General features: G+C 47.8%; 7 protein-coding genes. 4 read left to right on the forward strand and 3 right to left on the reverse strand.

All coding sequences use genetic code 11. From position 1 onward, the window contains the following. Nucleotides 1–309: 309 nt before the first annotated feature. A complete protein-coding gene (mutS, locus tag H3V12_RS07600; RefSeq protein ID WP_246787533.1) occupies nucleotides 310–3,015 on the reverse strand; it encodes a DNA mismatch repair protein MutS in 2,706 nt (901 codons plus the stop codon). Nucleotides 3,016–3,347: 332 nt separating this feature from the next. Here mutS and H3V12_RS07605 point away from each other — a divergent pair, with 332 nt between their 5' ends. The 3 genes from H3V12_RS07605 to pncB all read left to right on the forward strand — a co-directional run bounded on the left by H3V12_RS07605 (nucleotide 3,348) and on the right by pncB (nucleotide 16,001). Further along, nucleotides 3,348–5,642, forward strand: a complete 2,295-nt coding sequence (locus H3V12_RS07605; RefSeq protein WP_198214185.1) for an NADP-dependent malic enzyme — start codon at nucleotides 3,348–3,350, stop codon at nucleotides 5,640–5,642. A 342-nt stretch (nucleotides 5,643–5,984) separates the two neighbouring features. Then, complete coding sequence (locus H3V12_RS07610; protein ID WP_198214186.1) at nucleotides 5,985–14,579, forward strand: glucoamylase family protein; 8,595 nt, start codon at nucleotides 5,985–5,987, stop codon at nucleotides 14,577–14,579. Between the two features lie 117 nt (nucleotides 14,580–14,696). Further along, nucleotides 14,697–16,001: a nicotinate phosphoribosyltransferase gene (pncB, locus tag H3V12_RS07615; RefSeq protein ID WP_075869693.1), complete on the forward strand. Its 1,305-nt coding sequence runs from the start codon at nucleotides 14,697–14,699 to the stop codon at nucleotides 15,999–16,001. Nucleotides 16,002–17,189: 1,188 nt separating this feature from the next. On the opposite strand, the gene gyrB is transcribed toward pncB, so the two are convergent. Beyond that, a complete protein-coding gene (gene gyrB, locus H3V12_RS07620; RefSeq protein ID WP_198214187.1) occupies nucleotides 17,190–19,619 on the reverse strand; it encodes a DNA topoisomerase (ATP-hydrolyzing) subunit B in 2,430 nt (809 codons plus the stop codon). A gap of 656 nt (nucleotides 19,620–20,275) precedes the next feature. Next, nucleotides 20,276–20,620 (reverse strand): RidA family protein, encoded by a 345-nt coding sequence (locus H3V12_RS07625; protein ID WP_198214188.1) that lies wholly within the window; start codon nucleotides 20,618–20,620, stop codon nucleotides 20,276–20,278. A gap of 120 nt (nucleotides 20,621–20,740) precedes the next feature. Here H3V12_RS07625 and hrpB point away from each other — a divergent pair, with 120 nt between their 5' ends. Then, nucleotides 20,741–23,236, forward strand: coding sequence for an ATP-dependent helicase HrpB (gene hrpB, locus H3V12_RS07630; RefSeq protein ID WP_198214189.1), 2,496 nt, complete (start codon nucleotides 20,741–20,743; stop codon nucleotides 23,234–23,236). Nucleotides 23,237–23,244 lie beyond the last annotated feature (8 nt).

A 23,244-nucleotide genomic window follows, 5' to 3' on the forward strand; every position in this document is an offset into this window, starting at 1 on the left:
AATCAATTCGCATGGGTGAAAGCCGAGGTGTCATATTTTTTCGTCCTGAAGTCAGCGTTTTCGGCAATAATCGGTTTTCTGCCTCACTCATCAACGTGGGATAAAAGACCGCGATCAGTGATTACATTATATAGTGTACTTAAAAAATATCCGTTTTGTTTTCGAATATCATTCCGCCTTGCATCATACCGCTATCGTTAAAGGTTTTAAAAAACCGGGGTGCACGCGATCTTGAAATATTCGAAAAACCATCACGCGCGGCAATTGTTTATTGCTTGCAACGGCATTCGTTAAACTCTGCCGTTATTTTCAAGCCATAGCCAGCTGTTTCAAACGATAGAGTTCTTCCAAGGCTTCCCTTGGCGAAAGTTCATCAGGATTGATTTCCTTCAACGCCTCTTCAATTTTAGAAGCTTTTTTATTGTTCTCTGTTTCCCGCGACAGTGCTACAGAAAAAAGCGGGAGGTCATCAATCAGCTTGGCAGCTTTACCCGCAACTTCACCTTTTTCCAACTGATGGAGAACATCTTTTGCCCGCGACAAAACAGCGGCCGGAAGGCCTGCAAGTTTTGCCACCTGCACACCATAAGAACGGTCTGCCGCACCATTTCCCACCTCGTGAAGAAAAACGACATCGCCATTCCATTCTTTGACTTTCATCGTCACATTATGAAGGCGATCAAGTTTTTCGGTGAGTGCCGTCATTTCATGAAAATGGGTGGCAAAAATTGCTCGACAATGATTGACTTCATGAAGATATTCGATGGCTGCCCAGGCAATAGAAAGTCCGTCAAATGTCGACGTTCCGCGGCCGATTTCATCAAGAATAACCAATGAACGCTCGGCGGCCTGATTGAGGATTGTTGCCGTTTCCACCATTTCAACCATAAAGGTTGACCGGCCATGGGCAAGATCATCGGCAGCTCCAACGCGGCTGAAAAGCCTGTCGACGACACCGATATGGGCTGAACCGGCGGGAACGAACGACCCCATCTGCGCCATAATGGCAATCAAGGCATTCTGACGCAAAAACGTTGATTTTCCCCCCATATTAGGGCCGGTGAGCAACCAAATCGCACCATATTTCGCGCCATTCTTGGGAGAAAGATTACAATTATTGGCAACAAACGGTTCTTTGGCCTGTTTTCTCAATGCTTGTTCAACCACCGGATGGCGTCCAGCGACAATCTCGAAATCGAGCGATTGGTCTACAATCGGGCGACAATAGCCTTGTTCCTCGGCGAGAGAAGCATTGGAGGCGGAAACATCAAAAACAGAAAGTGCCATGGCCGCTTGCCGGATAAAATCGGCTTGATCAGCAATTTCTTCAACAAGCTTGTCAAACAATTCAAGTTCGATTGTCAAAGCGCGATCGGCTGCATTGGCAATGCGGCTTTCAAGATCGGCAAGTTCGGTTGTCGTAAAACGCATGGCATTTGCCATTGTCTGACGATGGATAAAACGGCTTTTTGCTTCCGTCGTTTCTGTCAATGCCGGCGCCTGAAGGGCAGTGACTTCGATATAATAACCGAGAATATTGTTATGGCGGATTTTAAGCGCTTTAACGCCCGTTTCTTCAGCATAACGGCCTTGCAATTCGGCAATGAACCGACGCGATTCGTCACGCAGGGTTCTCAGTTCATCAAGTTCCTGATTATAATTTTTGCGAACAAATCCCCCATCCCGCTTCAACAACGGCAAATCATCGGCAAGAATACGATCAAGATGGCTGTGCAGATCAACCGGCAATTTTTCAAGGGTTGTTAAAGCATCGCTTAATTCTTGCGGCAGAAGTTTGCCCGCAAACAGGTTTCTCACATCACAAATAACAGCAAATCCGCGCTGGATTGCTGCCATATCACGGGGGCCGCCGCGGCCAAGGACAAGCCTTGAAAGTGCCCGCGGCATATCCGGCGCGCTCTTCAAAATAGCCTGCAAATTTTCGGCAAACCGCATATCATTAAGAAAATATGCAACCGAATCGAGCCTCTCATTGATTGCAACCGGTGCAATCAATGGCGCCATCAAACGTTCGCTCAAAAGCCTCGCACCGCCTCCTGTAACTGTCCGGTCGATTGCTTTCATCAAGCTGCCATCACGCTGTCCTGAAAGTGTGCGTGTCAATTCCAGATTGTTGCGGGTTGCCGGATCAATAAACAGGGAGGCATTTTCATCTTCCCTTAAGGGGCGCATGAGAGGTGGACGCTCGTTGATCTGTGTTTTTTCAACATAACCGATAGCAGCCGAAATTGCCGAAAGTTCTGCACGATTGTAGTGCCCGAGCCCTTCCAGTGTCGCCAGTTTGAAATAATCGCAAATGTTGCGTTCAGCCATATTGCTATCAAAAAGGCTTGCTGCTTGTGGTGTGACGATGCGGCCGAGCTGGTTGAATAGCGGCTTTAACGTCTCGTCGTGGAAAACATTATCAGCCACAATCAGTTCTTGCGGGTCGATGCGCATGATATCGGCAAGCAGACGATCGGCATGAGCACGGCTTACTTTAAAAATTCCTGTTGAAATGTCGATCCATGCAATTGCAAATTCCTGATCTTTACCCGATCCGGTGCGCGAAAGCGCCATAAGATAATTGGCACGCGCCGGATCAAGCAACTTGTCTTCTGTCAAAGTTCCCGGTGTGACGAGACGGATAACATTGCGCCGCACAACCGATTTTCCGCCGCGCTTTCTGGCTTCGGCCGGATCTTCCATCTGCTCGCAAACGGCCACGCGATAACCGCAGGCAATGAGTTTTTGCAAATAATCATCTGCAGCATGAACAGGAACGCCACACATTGGTACATCTTCGCCCAGATGCTTGCCACGTTTGGTAAGCGCAATTCCCAATGCTTTGGAAGCTTCAACGGCATCATCAAAAAAAAGCTCGTAAAAATCACCCATGCGATAAAACAACAAATAATCGCTATTTGCCGCTTTTATCTCGATATATTGCTCCATCATCGGGGTGATACGCTCGTCGGAGCGAATATGCTTTTTTCCCGGCTTTTCTGTCGCCATTTCGTCGTTTAATTCTTCTGCCATGCCTTTTTTAACCTTTGCTTTCGGCTTGTCACCAAAGAGCTTTCTTTAAACCGCAATGCTTTATCGGAATATTTCAAGCTATAGCATCCAAACTATGTGTCAGGCCATTCAATATGTGTTTTAATACCCAACTCTTGTCGATTGAAATGTCGTCAGAATTTGTTGCCCGAACCGTCCGGACAATATATGCAGGAGCGAGAAAAAATTGGACTTCTTTTTATAGATAATCCATAATTTCGGGTTATTGTCGCATTTCGACCGGCTAAAATGGAGCGAACACATTCGCTACACCAGAAAATGATAGAAAAATGAACAAAAAAGACCAAAAAAACTCCGATAAAACAAAATCTTACAGCACGATAGAACAGGAAGCGCTGGATTTTCACAGCCGTGGGCGTCCGGGAAAACTCGAAATTGTCCCGACAAAGCCGATGGCAACGCAACATGATTTGGCTTTGGCCTATTCGCCGGGTGTTGCAGTGCCTGTAAAAGCGATAGCCAAAGAACCGGCACTTGCCTATGATTATACAGCCAAAGGCAATCTTGTCGCAGTTATTTCCAATGGCACAGCCATTTTGGGGCTTGGTCATCTCGGTGCTCTTGCCTCCAAACCGGTCATGGAAGGCAAAGCCGTTTTGTTCAAACGTTTTGCCGATGTCGATTCCATCGACCTTGAAGTCGATACAACCGATGTTGAAGCTTTTATCAATTCGGTACGTTATCTCGGACCCTCTTTCGGCGGAATAAATCTGGAAGATATAAAGGCTCCGGACTGTTTCATTATTGAAAGCCGTTTGCGCGAATTGATGAACATTCCGGTTTTCCATGACGATCAGCATGGGACAGCTATTATTGCAACAGCAGGCCTTATCAATGCGCTTTACCTCACCGGACGGGATATGAAACATACCCGCCTCGTCTGCAACGGCGCCGGTTCTGCCGGTATTGCCTGCATTGAACTCATCAAAGCCATGGGGTTCAAGTCGGAAAATGTCATATTGTGCGACACCAAGGGCGTCGTCTATGAAGGCCGTCAGGAAAATATGAACCAGTGGAAAGCCGCCCACGCAGTCAAGACCGACAAGCGTACACTTGCCGAGGCACTTGAGGGGGCAGATGTTTTCTTCGGCGTTTCGGCCAAAGGTGCTCTGACACCCGAAATGGTAAAATCCATGGCGCCAAAGCCGATCATTTTTGCCATGGCCAATCCTGACCCTGAAATCACTCCGGAAGAAGTTGCCAAAGTGCGTGATGATGCCATTATGGCAACAGGGCGCTCGGATTATCCGAACCAGATCAATAATGTTCTGTGCTTCCCTTATATTTTCCGCGGAGCGCTTGATGTACGTGCGAGCACGATCAATGAAGCAATGAAAATCGCTGCTGCCAAAGCAATAGCCCAACTTGCCCGCGAAGAAGTGCCTGACGATGTAGCGGAAGCCTATCGTGGCAGCAGGCTTAAATTCGGGCCGCATTATATTATACCGGTGCCGTTTGATTCACGCTTGTTGTCGGCCATTCCAACAGCAGTTGCCAAAGCGGCAATGGAAAGTGGCGTCGCCGGCAAGCCGATTGCCGATCTTGAAGCTTATGCGCGGGATTTGCGTGCTCGCCGTGACCCGATTGCTGCAACTATGCGCGGCGTTTACAATCGCGTACGCCAGAATCCGAAACGAGTTGTCTTTGCCGAAGGTGAGGAAGAACAGGTGATGCGTGCAGCTGTTTCTTACATCAACCAGAACCTCGGTAGTGCCATTCTGGTCGGACATGAAGATGTTATTCAACAAAGAGCGCAATCAGCAGGCATCGACCTTAACAGATCCGGCATAAAAATTGTTAATGCACGCCTTTCGGAACGTAACAATGCTTATGCCGATTATCTTTATAGCAAAATGCAGCGCAAAGGCTGGCTGTTGAGAGACTGTCACCGCTATATCAATAATGACCGCAACCATTTTGCTGCTTGCATGTTGGCATTGGGCGACGCTGATGCGATGATTACCGGTGTTACGCGAAATTATGAAACCGGACTTGCAGATGTCCGCCGCGTTATCGACGTGAAAGCCGGCGAACAGGTCGTCGGAATTTCGATGGCTATTTGCCGTGGCCGTACGGTCTTTATAGCCGATACAGCTATTTCCGAACATCCTTGTTCGGAAGAAATGGCCAACATTGCCGAACAAGCAGCAAAATTTGCTCAGGATATGGGGTATAAGCCCCGCGTTGCACTTCTCGCATTCTCGACTTTCGGTCATATGAAGGGCGAAGGGGCCCAACGTATTCAGGAAGCAGTCAAATTGTTGAGAGCGCGCAATGTCAATTTTGAAGTTGATGGCGAAATGAGTGCCGATGTCGCACTTAACCCGAAAATGATGGAGCAATATCCTTTTATGGGATTGAGTGAACCGGCAAACGTTCTGGTTATGCCGGGCTACCATTCCGCTTCGATCGCCAGCAAAATGTTGCAGGAACTCGGTGGTGCAACCCTGATTGGCCCCATTCTCGTCGGTCTTGAAAAATCGGCACAGATTGTACCTTTAGGTGCGCGTGATTCCGATATTGTTACAATGGCAGCTTTGGCTGCCTATAACACGACAAAATAATATCTTAACTTTTAAAGAGCCTCGCTTTTGGAAAAAAGCGGGGCTTTTGTTAACGGGTTAAATGTTAACCATTTATTTTTTTAAAGCCCATTCAAATGCTGGCAGGCTTTCATCGCCAAACTATGCTAATATATCAAGGCCGGGGCTGAATTTCCTTTTATAATGTGCTCGGCTTAATGCAATTTTTCCGACTGCGTCATATCTTTACCAACATGTAATATAAAGTGTTTTACGTTTACCAAAAAAACTGAAAACCGGGTTTAATAAAAAAGATATAGTTTACCGTTAAAAGAACAGGCTAAATTCTGTCGAACAGGCTTTCTAGGGCAAGGATGAAATAAAATGGCGGAAACGGCATCATCAATCAAATGGCTTCTTTCTCAGGAAACGGAAGTACGCTATCTTCCTGATACAGCTTTTCCAATCCGTTCGACTTTCAAATCGGAAGAGGAATTGCAGCAGCTCGCCCACGAGATGGCCGAAGGTAAAAAAATTGTTTTGCCGGAATATACTCCGTTCGATTTCAGGGAGCGGCTCACCGAAAATTCCAAGCTCATCCTTCATACTTTCCGTTCAACCGACGCTGCTGCCCGCAACAACGAAACCATCACGCCGGCAGCACAATGGCTGCTCGACAATCATTACACAATTGACAAGACTATCCAGCAAGCACGTCGTGATTTTCCGCGCGCATTTGTCAAACAGCTTCCCCCTTATAAAGGCGAAAATGAACTGCCGAGAATTTTTGCACTGGCATGGCTCTATGTAGCTCATACCGATAGCAGCTTTTCGTTAAAAACATTGACAGCCATGGTCAACGGCTACCAACAGGTTGCAGACTTCCAGATCGGTGAATTATGGGCTTTGCCTTCAGCCGTCCGTATGGTTCTCATCGAAAATGCGCGGCGGCTTTCCATGCGCATCGAAAAAGCCCGCCTGATGCGGCAATTTGCAAATCAGGCAGCCGACAAAATGGCACTGGCCGAAAGTGACAATGCGCTTCAAGGCATTTTTTCAACTTACGAGGCTCTCGTTGCCGACCCGACATTTGCCGCCCACCTTCTTTATCGCTTGCGTGGTACTTCGGTCGATTCAACGACTGCCTTGAATTGGCTTGAAGAGCAGTTGCATCGTCACGGAAGCGATCCGGAAACGGCAACAGCCGAAGAACATTCACGCCAATCAACCGGTGGCGTAACCATGGGGAACGTCATTCGTGCCTTGAAAGCTATTGATGACGTTGACTGGACATACTGGTTTGAAACGGTCAGCCATGTTGATTTTCTGTTGCGTGAAAACAGTGATTTCGGCGAAATCGATTTTCCGTCGCGCAATACCTATCGCGTCATTATTGAAAAAATCGCACGCCGCTCACCTTTAAGCGAACTCGAGGTGACGAAAAAAGCACTCGAAATGGTCGAGAATGCAAAGAAAGACGGTATAAAAACCGGCGCTTCTGTTGCATGGTATCTCGTCGGACCGGGAAGAGAAGCTTTTGAACAGGCTTGCAATTATGATCGCCCGTTCTCGACGCGCTTCATGCGTTCGTTCCGCGCAATGAAAATTTTCAGCATTGCCATTCCGGTTTCTGTCATAACAATTCTGATCCTGCTTGCAGTATACGCATTGCTGAGGGAAGCCGGCTTGAGCCATGCATTGACGTTAACTTTTACAGCGCTTGCCCTTTTCCCGACAATGGATACCGCTTTTGCGCTATTCAATACTCTCGTTGCCTGGACTGTCGAACCGCGGCGATTGATCGGTTATGAATATAAAGATGGCATTCCGGAAGAGGCCAAAACGCTGGTTGTCGTTCCGACAATGATAACCTCGCGCGATTCTATCGACGAACAGATAAGAAATCTCGAGGTTCACTATCTCTCGAACCCGCAAGGTGCCATCTATTTTGCATTGGTAACCGACTGGGCCGACTCCAACAAAGAAGAAACGGCAGACGATCGGGATCTCCTCGAATATGCACAAAAAGGCATTGCCGATCTCAACCGGCATTATCGCGGAGACGGGCAGCCATTATTCTTTATTTTGCATCGCCACCGTCTCTTCAATGCAAGTGAAGGTTGCTATATGGGCTGGGAGCGTAAACGCGGCAAGCTTCATGAATTGAATCTGCTTTTGCGTGGTGATCGCGATACCAGTTTCTTCCCGACCGATCCACGTCTGCCAATGGATTGCCGGTTTGTCATGACACTTGATTCCGACACACGGCTCACCCCCGAGGCGGTTACACGTCTTGTCGGAAAACTCAATCATCCGTTAAACCGTCCGGTCATTGACCCGAAAACACATACGGTTAAAAGTGGCTATGGCATTCTTCAACCTCGCGTGACACCATCGCTCACCACCGGTGACGATGCGTCATTCCTGCAACGTGTCTTTTCCGTCAATCGCGGCATAGACCCTTATGTTTTTGCCGTTTCCGATACCTATCAGGATCTTTTGGGTGAAGGCACCTATACCGGCAAAGGTCTTTATGACATTGACGCATTCGAAATAGCACTTGCTGATAAGGTACGGGAAAACAGCGTCTTGAGCCATGATCTTCTTGAAGGCGGTTATGCGCGTGTTGGCTTTGTCAGTGATGTCGAAGTGGTTGAAGATTATCCGACAGCCTATAATGTCGATGTTGCGCGCCATCATCGCTGGATCCGTGGTGATTGGCAATTATTGCCTTATCTCTTCACCCGTCACAATATCAACCTCATCACACGCTGGAAAATGCAGGATAATCTGCGGCGTTCGCTCACACCGCTTATGTGGATTATCGCTTCATTGGCAGGCTGGTGTGTTTTGCCCCTTCATACAGCGGTTTTCTGGCAATTATTTCTGCTCCTTGGTATGTTTACCGCACCCACACTTGGTGTTTTGCGCAACATTATGCCGACGAGCATGGATAATTCCTTGCGCGGCCACTTCCAATCTGTGTTGACAAATATTGCCACAAGCACGGCAGATGTTGCACTGCGTACAACATTCCTTGCCTATTCGGCATTCTATATGGTTGATGCGATTATCCGTACACTCTATCGCATGTTTGTATCGCATCAGCATCTACTTGAATGGAAAACCTCGGCAGCAACACGCTCTTCGCCAAACACGCTTTCCTATTACGTCACAACCATGTGGCCTGCTGCATTGATCGGAGTGGTTTCGATTGCACTGCCGGCAGCACTTCATAATTCGGCAGTTTTTGTGGCTCTACCCTTCGGACTTGCGTGGTTTTTTTCACCGCTTATCGCGTGGATTGTAAGCCGCTCGGCTGTTTTTCAGGATTCTCTTGAAATTCGCCCGTCCGACAAAAATGAATTGCGCCGCATTGCCCGCCGTACCTGGCATTACTACGAAACTTTCGCCAATGCCGATAACCATTTTCTTCCCCCCGACAATTTTCAGGAAGATCCGGTACCGGTTCTGGCTCGCAGAACCTCGCCAACCAATATCGGCGTCTATTTGCTCTCAACGGTTGCCGCACGTGATTTCGGCTGGGTCAGTTTTGATGACGCCATCCAGCGTATCGAACGCACACTCGATACAATGGATAAGATGGAAAGGTTCCGCGGACATTTCTTCAACTGGTATGAAACCGACACTTTGCGGCCTCTGGTACCGAGTTATGTTTCGACTGTCGACTCGGGCAATCTTGCCGGTCATCTTGTAACATTGGCTGCGGCTTTAAAAGAATGGTCAGAAGCACCATCAGTATTCTTACAAGGCGATCTTGCCGGCCTTCTCGACGTTAACGACATTTTGCAGGAAACGCTGAACCTCATCCCTGATGACCGTCGCATCCTGCGCCCGCTTCGCAGAAGAATTGAAGAACGCATTGCCAATTTCCGCAGGGCTGTCCGCTCGATTATGGATGAACCGGAAACGGCAACATTCCGCACTGCAAATCTTACAACTGCTGCAAATGACATAGGGCGTCTCACAAGCGAGCTTGATGGTGAAATCGGCAGCGATGAATCGCGTCATGCCGTTTCATGGGCCGAATGCCTGATCGAGACATGCGAAGCCCACACACATGACGCAACAGCCGATCATGATACAGAAGCTTTACGCAAGAGTTTGAGTGATCTTTCAGCAAGAGCACGTCAGTTTGCTTTTGATATGAAGTTCGATTTCCTTGAACGTCCGGAACGCCGTCTGATGTCTATTGGTTACCGTGTTCAGGAAAACGAGCTTGATGAAAGCTGTTATGACCTGCTTGCTTCGGAAGCTCGCCTTTCGAGCCTGTTTGCCATTGCCAAAGGTGATGTCAAGGTCGAGCATTGGTTCCGTCTTGGTCGTATGCTGGTACCGGTCGGCTGGAAGGGGGCTTTGCTTTCCTGGTCCGGTTCGATGTTCGAATATCTGATGCCACCACTTGTTATGCGCGAGCCTTTGGGGTCACTTCTTGACCAGACAAACCGGCTTGTTGTTCGTAGACAAATTCAATATGCCAATGAACGTGGATTGCCATGGGGCATATCGGAAGCAGCGTTTAATGCGCGCGACCAACAGATGAATTACCAATATTCCAACTTTGGTGTTCCCAGTCTCGGACTACAACGTGGGCTTTCGCGCAATGCGGTTATCGCCCCTTATGCAAGCATTCTTGCCGCCCAATATATGCCGACAGAAGCGGTTGCCAATCTCGCACGCTTGCGCAAACTTGGCGCGCTTGGCGAATATGGTTACCACGATTCGGTTGATTTCACCCCGGCACGCCTGCGGGAAGGTGAAAAATGTGCGGTGGTCAAAAATTACTATGCCCACCACCATGGCATGTCCATTCTGGCAATTGACAATGTCATTTTCGATGGCCGCATGAGAGACCGTTTCCATAGCGATCCGGTGATTGAAGCGGCACAATTGCTGTTGCAGGAAAAAGCGCCCCGCGAAATTCCCATGGTGCATGCAAAAACGGCCAATCCGATGCGTAGTGATGCCGGAGGTTTTGAAGATGCGCCGGTGCGTGTCATCAAAGCCCCGCTTACCAAACCACGCTCGACCCTGCTTTTATCCAACGGGAATTATTCGGTCATGTTGACTGGCAAAGGTTCCGGCTATAGTCGCTGGAACAATATTGCTGTCACCCGTTTCATGCCTGATGCAGCTGAAGACCAGCAAGGCACTTTCATCTTTTTGCGTGATCCTGCCTCCGCCCGCTGGTGGTCTGCAACCGGTGAGCCGACACGCGTTGCCGATGAAGAAGCCTCAACCGTTTTCACCGATGAAAAGGCCGAATACACAAAAACAGTCGATGGTATAAAATCGACCGTCGAATGTATCGTTGCATCGGAAGGCGACGGAGAAGGACGGCGTATCGAACTTGTCAATACCACCGCGAAAGATCGTATCCTTGAAATCACGTCCTATGGTGAACTGGTACTGACAACTCCCGAAACGGATTCGGCACATACCGTTTTTTCACGTATGTTTGTAGAGACAGAAATTGCCGATCATGGTGGCACAATTTATGCGCGCCGCCGTAAACGCGATCCGAATGATCCGGAAATCCATGTTGCCCATTTTGTCACCGATACTTCGGGTGCTGTCCGTGATGCGGAAGCCGAGACCGATCGTCGCGTCTTTATTGGTCGCGGACGCTCTATCCGCCGCCCTGCAGCCTTTGACCGTGGTGCAACATTGACCGGAAGTCAGGGATGTGTGCTTGATCCTATCGCAGCAATAAGATGTCGTGTGCGTGTTCCGGCACACAAAAAAGCCGCACTTATCTTCTGGACATTTGCAGCAAATTCAAAAGAAAAACTTGCCTCGCAAGTCGAATATTACCGTCAGCCGAATGTATTCCAGCGCGAGTTTTCGCTTGCCTGGACACGTTCACAGGTCTCCCTTTACCAGCTCGGCATCAAACCGAAAGAATCGGTCGTTTACCAGAAATATGCGACATCGCTCATTTATCCGGATCGCACTTGGCGCTTGCCGTCGGAAGCACTGGCTGAAAATCTCGGGAAACAATCGGATTTGTGGCCAATGTCGATATCCGGCGACTTTCCGATCTTCCTTCTCAGACTTGATAATGAAGCGGATATCGAAGTCTTGCGTGGACTATTGAAAGCGCATGAATATTGGCGGATGCGGGGGCTGACTGTCGATATCGTCATTCTGAACGAACGGGCATTTTCTTACGCTCAGGATACCCAGCGAGCGATCGAATGGATCTGCGAAGGCTATCGTAACCGTACGGCCGAAGCCGACGGGCGCCAGCACATTTTCACTGTCCGTCGTGACCAGATGAACGAACAGAGTTTCAAAACCCTGCTTGCCAGTGCCCGCATCGTATTGCAGGCACAGAACGGTTCGCTTGCCGAACAGATGCAGCGGATGGAAAATATCGATTCCGACCTCTCCAACCGTAACAAAGCCGACACGGCCCAATTGACAAGCAAGTCACACACAAATGGCAAAGTCACCCAGCGTAAAAACGGCAAACAGGAAGAAGTTGTTATGCCGCTCGAACAAGGGCAATTTACTTCTATCGGCATTATCGGCGACCAGCATAAATCCTGCCCGCTCCCCGATGGGAAAGACCTTGCCTACTGGAATGGTTATGGTGGCTTTGACAAAGATAACAGCTATGTTATCCGCCTTTCAGGGCGAAACGCGACGCCAAATCCATGGATCAACGTCATTTCCAACGAACATTTCGGTTTTCATGTTTCTGCGGAAGGTTCAAGCTTTACCTGGGCGGGAAACAGTCGCGATTATCAATTGACGCCTTGGGCCAATGACCCTGTTGTCAACCGTCCGGGCGAAGCTCTCTACATTGTAGACCGCCGTTCGTTAAAGCGTTTCTCTCCGGTTTCGGTCGTTGAATGCGATGACAGCGCGCTCTATGAAGCACGCCACGGCCTTGGCTATTCGACATTCACATCTAAACATGGTGCTATAAGCCTTGAATTGACGCACACAGTCGATAATAAACGTCCGATAAGACTATCGCGGCTTGTCATCAAAAACGAAGACAAGACCCCGAGGAGCCTGAGACTCTATGATTATGTCGAATGGGTATTGGGCACAGTCAGAGCTAAAAATGCTCCCTTTATCATACCCGACTACGACAAAAAACGCGGTGCGCTTTTTGTTCGCAACCCATATCATACGGAAAAATCCGAAGAAGTCAGCTTCATTGCAGCGTCGAATGCCCCTTCAAGCTTCACAGCCGACCGAACAGAATTTATCGGTGCAATCGGAACGGTCAAACATCCGCAAGCAATCCGGCAAGGAGAACCGCTTTCCAATACGGTCGAGGCCGGACGTGATCCATGTTCTGCCCTTGCTTTCGATATCGAGCTTAAAGCCGGTGAAAAGAAAGAGATTATCTTCTATCTCGGCAATGCTAAAAATCGGGTAGGAGCCGAAAAGCTCCTTGATAGCGTCCGTAAAGAAACATTTACCTCTATTCTTGAAAAAGAGAAGAAAGAATGGACCGATTTTGTTTCCGGCCTACAGGTCAAGACGAAAGACCGTTCATTCGATCTGATGGTGAACAGCTGGCTCCCCTATCAAACCTATGCCTGCCGTATCATGGCAAGGGCTGCATTCTATCAGGCAAGTGGAGCCTTCGGTTTCCGTGACCAGTTGCAGGATACATTGTCACTCTTGCTGCTCAAGCCGGAACTTGCCCGTGAACAGGTCATCAATGCCGCATCGCGGCAGTTTCCTGAAGGTGATGTACAACACTGGTGGCTCCCCGACAGCGGTGCAGGCGTTAGAACGATGATTTCCGATGACGTGGCCTGGCTCGGCTATGGTGCTGCTCTTTATGTCAATACCACAGGCGATCATGAATTCCTCGATACAGATATTGCCTTTATTGAAGGCGACAAACTCAAGGAAGGCCAACACGACAGCTACTTCCAGCCGGCCATGTCGCCAAAAACCGCAACACTTTACGAGCATTGCGCGCTTGCCCTTGATCTTGCGGTCAAACGGACAGGCAAACACGGTTTACCGTTAATGCTCGGAGGCGACTGGAACGACGGAATGAACCTCGTCGGTATCGGCGGCAAAGGTGAAAGTATCTGGCTCGGCTGGTTCCTCGGAACAGCTCTCAAGGCTTTCATTCCCATTGCCGAAGAACGCAAGGATGAAAAACGCGTCAAAAAATGGACACATCATCTGGAGAAGCTCACCAAAGCGCTTGAGGCCAGCGGATGGGACGGAGAATGGTACCGTCGGGGTTATTTCGATAATGGCGAACCTTTGGGTTCACACACCAATGACGAATGCCAAATTGATACGATTGCCCAGTCGTGGAGTGTTATTTCGGGCATGGGAACGAAAGAACATCAAATAAAGGCCATGCAATCCATGCTTGAGCACTTGCTTGACGAAAAGGGTGAACTCATCCGTCTGTTCTGGCCACCCTTTGACAAAACCGAACTTGAACCGGGTTATATCAAGGGTTATCCGGCTGGCATTCGTGAAAATGGTGGTCAATATACCCATGGTGCAATCTGGAGCATTCTGGCACTTGCCAAACTCGACGATAACGACAAGGCTTATCAGGTCTTTTCAATGATCAACCCGATTTCACACGGGAAAAATCCGCATGTCTATCGCGTCGAACCTTACGTGATTTCTGCCGATATATATTCGGTCGAGCCGCGGCGTGGCCAGGGTGGCTGGACATGGTATACGGGTTCGGCCGGTTGGTTCTATCGTGCTGCTACAGAATCTATTCTGGGCATCAATCGTAAGGGCTCCAAGCTTTATATCACGCCTTGTCTTCCAAAAGACTGGCCGGGTTATGAAGCGACCGTCAAATTCGATAATTCAACTTATGTGATCAAGGTTACCCGCGGTAAAAATCTTGGCTTGACAGTTGATGACAAGAAAGTTGAAAAGCCTGAAAACGGCATCGGATTGAAAAAAACAGGACATCATGAAATCAATCTGACGATAACTAAATGACTTCAAGGAGTTTAAAAACTCCTTGAAGTTCCTCGCGAAGGCTTTACTTTCCTTTGTTCTTTTATCAATGTAACGTTCTTCCCATAGGGTAGAGACAATAAACAGATTGAAAGTGCTATGGCGCGAACTGATATTGCTGAACGTGTATATAATCACACATGGAAGCTTGATCCGATTATAAGATCGCTTCTTGATACCGATTTCTACAAGTTCCTGATGTTGCAGATGATTTGGGGACTTTATTCCGACGTCGATGTCACTTTTTCGTTGATCAACCGTACCAAGACGGTCCGGCTTGCCGATGAAATCGATGAAGCGGAATTGCGGGCACAACTCGACCATGCCCGTACTTTGAAATTCACCAAAAAGGAAATGATCTGGCTTGCGGGTAACACATTTTATGGTCGCAAGCAGATTTTTACCCCCGATTTTCTACATTGGCTTCAAGGCTTCCAATTGCCCGATTACGAGCTGACACGTAAAGACGGGCAATATATTTTGAATTTCGAGGGGCCATGGACCCATACTACAATGTGGGAAATACCCGCACTCTCGATCATCAATGAATTGCGTTCGCGTGCGGCTATGCGCAATCTTGGACGATTTGCACTCGACATTCTCTATGCACGAGCAAAAGCCAAAATGTGGAGCAAAGTCGAGCGGCTCAAAAAATATCCCGATATCCGTATCTCCGATTTTGGTACACGCAGGCGCCATTCATTTTTGTGGCAGCAATGGTGCGTAGAAGCGTTGAAAGAAGGTATCGGTAACTCGTTTACCGGCACTTCCAATGTGCTTCTCGCTATGAACAACGATCTCGAAGCTATCGGCACCAATGCCCATGAATTGCCAATGGTTGTTGCAGCCCTTGCCAATAATGACGAGGAATTGCTCACGGCTCCTTATCGTGTCATGCAGGACTGGAACCGTTATTATGGCGGCAATCTTTTGATTGCACTGCCTGATGCTTTCGGTACGGCTGCGTTCTTGCGCAATGCGCCCCAATGGGTTGCCGACTGGACCGGCTTTCGTCCGGATAGTGCCCCGCCGATTGAAGGCGGCGAACGGATCATCAAATGGTGGAAAGACCACGGCAAAGATCCGCGCGAAAAACTCATTGTTTTTTCTGACGCATTGGATGTCGATACGATTGAAGAAACTTACAAGCATTTTCAGGGTCGCGTTCGCATGAGCTTTGGCTGGGGAACCAATCTGACCAATGATTTTGTCGGTTGTGCTCCGAATGACATCAAAGAACTGGATGCGATTTCGCTTGTTTGCAAAGTTACCCATGCCAATGGCAGGCCGGCAGTCAAGCTTTCGGATAATCCTGAAAAAGCAATCGGCGAGCCGAATGAAATTCGCCGTTACCTGCAGTTCTTCGGCAACGAAGAACGTGTATCGAAGCCGGTAAGGGTTTAAAAAACTTTATTCGGACAATTTTCCATAATGCGAATTTTATCACTCCCGTCACTTTCAAGTGGCGGGAATTTTTTGTGCACCCATGTAAGCGACGACGAAGGGGAAAAGGGAACGTCACAGAGGGAGTGCTGACATGACATCCGATTTTTGTTTTTTGTCAGTTGTAACTTTGTTTTCCGTTTGACATAGAGCTTACAAGGAGCGCGGAAGCAAAAAGCCTGAACCAACTTTTGATGAAAAAACGTTTTCCCCGGCTAAGATTTCATTAATAACCAATTGATTTTCTCGAGCCTTTTTCTTTTCACTTTCAGGCTTTCCAAATTGTCAAACATCCCTTACGCATTTTAAGCGGAGGTGTCGAGGCTTTCTGCTCAATTGCCAAGAATGATTTAGCGGTGGCATTTTATCATTAATGTAGGAAAGCTTTGAGCACTCTCCCCTTCCTTTAGCCTCCTGCCCACTGTCCCCCGCCTGCTGGCATGTTCCGTCATATTGCGACTGTCACGCATTTTGTCTTTTGTCGTGCTATTGCCTATTGCCAAAAAATCACATTTGGGAAAACGATGGCGAACAGGCGTTAATTTGCGAACCTAGTTCTTTCTACTTCGCACTTTGAATAGATTAAAAATTCCGGCAAAGCTGAAACCAAACGGGACATTCCCATCAAAATGATTGAAATGTTTGTTCCCCTCATTCAGTCAGCGACATCGGTTATTTCATTGATCCGGAACGATAGACTTTAGAAAGCTCATTCGTATGGAGGACAAATTTTCGTATCTATGAAATCAATTGTTAAAAACGCGATTGCTTCATAGTCAGTGGTGCGAACACCATAAAAAATGACTTCCAATTTTTTAAATCCAAGTCGTACGTCGCAATTTTATAAATTGCACTCGGTAGGCGGTTGAAAAATCTCATTCAAAAATTATCGACTGACTGCCACATCATTTTTAAGCCCGATGAGTGAGAACAATTTTCCCATTTTAAAAGCCCCTTCTCCAACGCATGACTTTTCGCGTTTTAAGGCAATAAAAAACCGGCCATGAAAAGGCCGGCTTTTGAAAACAGTTCCTTGGAAAAGAACGCGATTTATCCCGATTTTAAATATTTCCGTTTTAGTACCGGAAACTTCGGCCAAATGCCGTTTATTACCGGCGTGCCAAACATTTCCCGCCTGTTTCACGGCGATCAAACATCAAGGTTCGAGACATTAAGAGCGTTTTCCTGTATGAATTCGCGGCGGGGCTCCACTTCATCACCCATCAATTTTGCAAAAACTCCATCAGCATCCTGTGCATCGCCGATTTTAACTTGCAAAAGCGAACGTGCATTGGGATCAAGTGTGGTTTCCCAAAGCTGTTCGGCGTTCATTTCGCCCAATCCTTTATAGCGTTGCATTGTAAGTCCCTTCTTGCCATTTGCAAAAATGGTATTGAGAAGAGATATCGGACCGGAAATTGTTTCTGTCGTATCTTTACGCCGCAAAACCGGAAGTTTTCCGTAAATTTCGTCAAGATGATGGGACATATTGTCGATCCGTTTTGCATCTGTCGAAGCAATCAATCCCATATCAAGGACGACAACATCTTTGACGCCGCGTAAAACCCGCTCGAAACGTAGCCCACCATCGTCATTCACATGCCCTTTCCAGCCACGTTCCATATCTTCGGCAATCATATCAAGGCGAGCTGCCACGCGATCGGCTGTTTCCTGAGTTTTTTCCTTCGTCGAAAGAGCTTCCGGATTGAGTGCACCGGCAATTGCTGCCTGTTCGACAACAGTCCGGTTATATCTTGTATGCAAGCCATGAAGCATGGATCTTATCATACGCGCATCTTCTACCAATTGGTGCAAATCGGCACCGGCGCGCATTTCGCCATTGGCAAGTTCCAGTACGCTGCCTTCAAGGCCCGCATCAATCAGCGATTCTTCGAAAGCTGTTTCATTCTTGATATATTGGGAAGATTTGCCACGCGTTACTTTGTAAAGCGGTGGCTGGGCAATATAGACATAGCCCCGTTCGATCAATTCCGGCATTTGACGGAAAAAGAACGTTAACAACAATGTGCGAATATGGGCTCCATCAACATCGGCATCGGTCATGATAATGATTTTGTGGTAACGCAATTTATCAGGATTGAATTCGTCCTTGCCGATTGATGTACCAAGTGCGGTAATCAGAGTACCAATCATATCCGACGACAGCATACGGTCGAAACGGGCGCGTTCAACATTCAAAATCTTGCCACGCAAAGGCAAAATAGCCTGATTTTGACGGGCACGGCCACTTTTTGCGGAGCCACCGGCGGAATCACCCTCGACGATGAAAATTTCCGATTTTTCCGGATCGCGTTCCTGACAATCGGCAAGTTTACCTGGAAGTGATGATATATCCAGAGCACCTTTACGACGGGTCAATTCACGAGCCTTACGCGCGGCTTCACGGGCTGCGGCGGCTTCTACAACCTTACCGATCAGAATTTTTGCCTCGGCCGGATGTTCTTCAAGCCAGTTGGAAAGCCCTTCATTGACAAGGTTTTCAACCACCGGCCGTACTTCGGACGAAACAAGTTTATCTTTGGTTTGAGATGAAAATTTGGGATCCGGTACTTTTACCGACAAAATTGCTGTCAAACCTTCACGACAATCATCTCCTGTCAGAGTAACTTTTTCTTTTTTGGCAATGCCGGATGTTTCTGCATAACCATTGACCTGACGCGTCAATGCACCACGGAAACCGGCCAAATGTGTACCGCCATCGCGTTGGGGAATGTTATTGGTAAAGCACAAAACCTTTTCATGATAGGAATCATTCCACCACATGGCCACTTCGACAGTCATACCGTCTTTCTGGCCGTTAATGTAGATAGGTTCGGGAATAAGCGGCTTTTTGGACTGGTCAATATATTTGACAAATTCGACAAGCCCGCCTTCATAATGCAATGTTTCTTCACGAACATCGGCGTGTCTGCGATCTGTCAAACGAATACGGACACCCGAATTCAAAAAAGCGAGCTCGCGAAGGCGCCGTTCCAACGTATCGAAATCGAACTCGACCATCGTGAATGTTTCGGTACTGGGAAGAAATGTAACTTCGGTACCGGTTTCATCGCCACATTCGCCAACAACTTTCAGCGGAGCATCCGGCTCGCCATGGGTGAAACTCATTTCATGAATTTTGCCCTTGCGTTTGATACGCAATTTCAGCCAAACGGACAATGCGTTGACAACCGAGACACCAACACCGTGAAGACCGCCAGAAACTTTATAGGAATTCTGGTCAAATTTACCGCCCGCGTGAAGCTGTGTCATAATGACTTCAGCAGCCGAGACACCCTCTGTCGGGTGAATTTCTGTCGGAATTCCACGCCCGTTATCAGTAACCGTGCAAGAGCCATCGGCATTAAGCGTCACTGTAATGAGAGTTGCATAGCCGGCCAACGCCTCGTCAATAGCGTTATCGACAACTTCATAGACCATATGGTGCAAACCCGAGCCATCATCGGTATCGCCAATATACATCCCCGGACGCTTGCGCACGGCATCAAGGCCTTTAAGTACCTTAATGGATCCGGCATCATATTCGCCTTCTTGATGCTGTGTTGTTTGATCACTCATAAGTCAGTCCATTTCTGCTTTGAAAACATTGTGTTAAACCGCCTTACGAATCAAGGCGGGCAAGCCTTTTATTTATACGCCATGGCCCCCGATTTACCAAGTTTTTTAAGCGTTTTTCCCGTGGATAGACGGTGTGTCCGGCTTGTTTGAAGGACTTTATATTGAAATCGACCGTATTTTTAGAAAAAGCCCGAAAGGCGATTAAAAATTGTCCTTTTATGATTTATCCAGAGTATGAACTAACCGGACAAATATAAATTCTTAAACATCCCCCTCTTCACATTGCATTCGTCTCAATGCAAAACCTCTTCTCCCAACAAAACGATCGGCATAATTGTTTTTCAATAAAATATTTAAGCACAGTTTAATCACATATGCCGTTATTTTTTATTGTTTTGTCAAAGCTTGAAAAGCTTGTTTCCAACGGCGTTCTTTCAAGCTTTGCAAAAGCGTCGTTATCATGGGCATTCCAAAAGAAGTATATCATTGCGTCGAACCAGCAAAACAGGCCATTGCGGATAAAAAGCAAAGCGAAAATGCTATGGTTCTTTCATCAACCGGCGTCGGAAACAAGCGTTGACTTTTGTACTCCGCGCATCCGCTTTCGTGCAACAAAAACAATTCAAGCTTTGACAAGAAGCCAAAGAATAAAAGTTTTACAATGCGGCCGTTACGATTATTTCTACCCGATAGAGAGGAGAAGCAAGTTGCGCTTCACATGTTGCACGAGCAGGAGCCGCGCTTTCTTCCAACCATGCTTCCCAAACCTCGTTCATAATGTCGAAATCCACCATATCGGCAAGCCAGATTGTTGCCGATAACAATCGGGATTTGTTGGTTCCGGCCTTTGCTAACAAGTGATCAATTGCCGAGAGCGCCTCGACTGTTTGTTCTTTGGTAGTTTTCCCGGGACTTCCGACCTGTCCTGAAAGAAAAACCATACCATTATAGATCACGGCTTCGCTCATCCGCTTATTCGCATCAATACGTTTTATCGTCATCTATTTTCCCTCAATGAATATTATTTCGCGTCAAATGCTTTATTTACTGGCATATCAAGAGCAAAAGTCTATTTTCTCATTTATCTTCATGACCAAGCTTCCAATATTATCAAAGTTTATATGAATCAAAGTCAACCAACCCTTCCGGTAACCGAAGCACTTCCCGAGCTCGACAAAGCTCTCGGCTTAACGGGAAAAGCTATTCTCGTTGCCCCGCCGGGTGCTGGCAAAACCACACTTGTGCCCCTTCATCTGTTAAAACAGGATTGGTGCAAAAATAAAAAAATCATACTGCTTGAGCCAAGGCGCCTGGCAGCGCGCGCTGCTGCACGACAAATGGCATCTAGTCTTGGTGAAAAAGTCGGTGAAACTGTCGGCTATCTCATGCGCTTTGATAAAAAAATCTCCAAAAACACGCGCATTCTTGTGGTAACCGAGGGCGTATATTCACGCATGGTTCTCGACGATCCCGAATTATCGTCGGTAGCAGCCGTTTTGTTTGACGAATTTCATGAACGTAGCCTTGATGGCGATTTCGGTTTGGCATTGACGCTTGATATAATGGAGGGATTGCGCCCTGATTTAAAAATTCTTGTCATGTCGGCAACACTTGATCGAGCAAGAATTGAAAAAGTCCTTCAGGGAGCACCTCTGATTGAATCAAAAGGACGAAGCTTTCCCGTTGATATTGTCTATCAACCACGAAAGGTAACCGATACTATCGAAGAAGCTATGGCAAAAGCCATCCGTCATTGGCTGTCATCACAGCCTGCAAGTATTCTCGCCTTTCTTCCCGGACAAAGGGAAATAAAAAAAACGGCGCAATTGCTTGCCGACAAGGTAGATAAAAATACCATTATTGCGCCTCTTTACGGGGCAATGGACATTAAAGAACAGGATATAGCAATCAAACCCGCTGATCAGGGGCGTCGTAAAGTGGTTCTTGCAACCTCTATTGCCGAAACGTCTCTCACAATTGATGGTATCGGCGTTGTTATTGATAGCGGACTTTCCCGTGTGCCGGTTTTTGAACCTTCAACGGGTGTCACAAGACTTGAAACAGTGAGAGCTTCGCGCGCTTCGGTTGACCAGCGCTCCGGTCGTGCCGGAAGAACAGCGCGTGGCATTGCGGTGCGCCTTTGGCACGAAGGACAAACCTCATCCCTTCAGGATTTCCAGACCCCTGAAATATTTTCAGCCGATCTTTCCAACCTTGTGCTTGATAGTGCTGCCTTCGGAATTACCGATTTATCAAAGCTTGTCTTTCTTGACCCGCCGCCAAAACCTCAAATTGTTGAAGCGCGCGAACTTTTAAAAAAACTTGATGCAATTGATGAAACTGGCCGTATCACACCAATTGGCGAGAAGATGCGTAAAACTGCTTTGCCGGTGCGTCTATCTGCCATGCTTATCAAAACAAGGACCATAGAAGAGACCCGCTTGGCGAGCGAGATTGCCGTGATATTGACGGAACGGGGACTTGGTGGAAACGACGATGATATCGGGCACAGAATTGAAAAATTCCGCACTGATCAATCCGACCGGGCAAAAACAGCGCGCTTGCTCGTTCAACGTCTTGTCAAAGGACAATGGCTCGATAGTCGGCCTGACAGCAAAATCGGGTTTGAAAATTCGGCCGCACTTTCTGTCGATCAAGCAGGGCGGCTCCTACTTTTTGCCTGGCCTGACCGCGTTGCAAAAGCAAGGGGCAACAAGGGACGTTTTTTGCTTGCCAATGGAAGAGGCGTTGCAGTTGATGAATTTTCACCCCTTTTCAAAGCGGATTATCTCGTGGTTGCCGATATGATAGGAAAAGCCGAAGAAGCGCGTGTTCTTGCCGCTGCAAAAATCGACGAAGAAACAATCCGCAACGTACTAGCCGATAAAATAGAAGGCCACACAGACCTTTCTTTCGATGTGCAATCGCGTTCTTTCCGTGCACGAGAAATTCAAAAACTTGGAGCAATCAATTTAAGCGAAAAACCGCTACCTCTCCCCTCTGGTGAGGAAGCCGATCATGCCGTTATCGAGGCTATAAGGCGTTACGGCCTCGATATGCTCCCATGGACCAAAGAAACCATCGCGTTAAGACGCCGTCTTCAATGGTTACACCGTGGTTTGGGCGAACCATGGCCTGATATGTCGGACGAAGAACTTTTAAAAAAACTCGACGACTGGCTATTGCCCTTTCTTCACGGAGAAGCGCGGATTGATACAATAAGCGGGAAAATGATTTATAATGGTCTTCTATCGCTTGTACCTTATCAGCTTCAAAACGAAATAGACAAAAAAGCCCCCACACATTTTACCGTCCCGACGGGGTCTCGCATTCCGATCAATTATGAAGGGGAAGCACCACTCATTTCTGTCCGCGTTCAGGAATTATTCGGGCTCAGTCAACATCCTTCCATTGCCGATGGACATATACCACTTGTTCTCGAACTTCTTTCCCCTTCCCACCGGCCAATCCAGATCACGCGTGATCTGCCGGGCTTCTGGCGCGGTTCATGGGCTGATGTGAGAGCTGAAATGCGCGGGCGCTACCCGAAACACCCGTGGCCGGAAGACCCGCTCTCCGCACTCCCGACGCGGCGCACAAAGCCGCGCGGCAGTTGAAATGAAGC

Source organism: Bartonella sp. W8167 (genome assembly GCF_016100335.1).
GTDB classification, from domain to species: Bacteria; Pseudomonadota; Alphaproteobacteria; order Rhizobiales; family Rhizobiaceae; genus Bartonella; species Bartonella apis.

Coding starts and splice junctions, on each gene's coding strand:
- mutS (WP_246787533.1), bottom strand. CDS start 3,015: ATGGCGACAGAAAAGCCGGGAAAAAAGCATATTCGCTCCGACGAGCGT.
- H3V12_RS07605 (WP_198214185.1), top strand. CDS start 3,348: ATGAACAAAAAAGACCAAAAAAACTCCGATAAAACAAAATCTTACAGC.
- H3V12_RS07610 (WP_198214186.1), top strand. CDS start 5,985: ATGGCGGAAACGGCATCATCAATCAAATGGCTTCTTTCTCAGGAAACG.
- pncB (WP_075869693.1), top strand. CDS start 14,697: ATGGCGCGAACTGATATTGCTGAACGTGTATATAATCACACATGGAAG.
- gyrB (WP_198214187.1), bottom strand. CDS start 19,619: ATGAGTGATCAAACAACACAGCATCAAGAAGGCGAATATGATGCCGGA.
- H3V12_RS07625 (WP_198214188.1), bottom strand. CDS start 20,620: ATGACGATAAAACGTATTGATGCGAATAAGCGGATGAGCGAAGCCGTG.
- hrpB (WP_198214189.1), top strand. CDS start 20,741: ATGAATCAAAGTCAACCAACCCTTCCGGTAACCGAAGCACTTCCCGAG.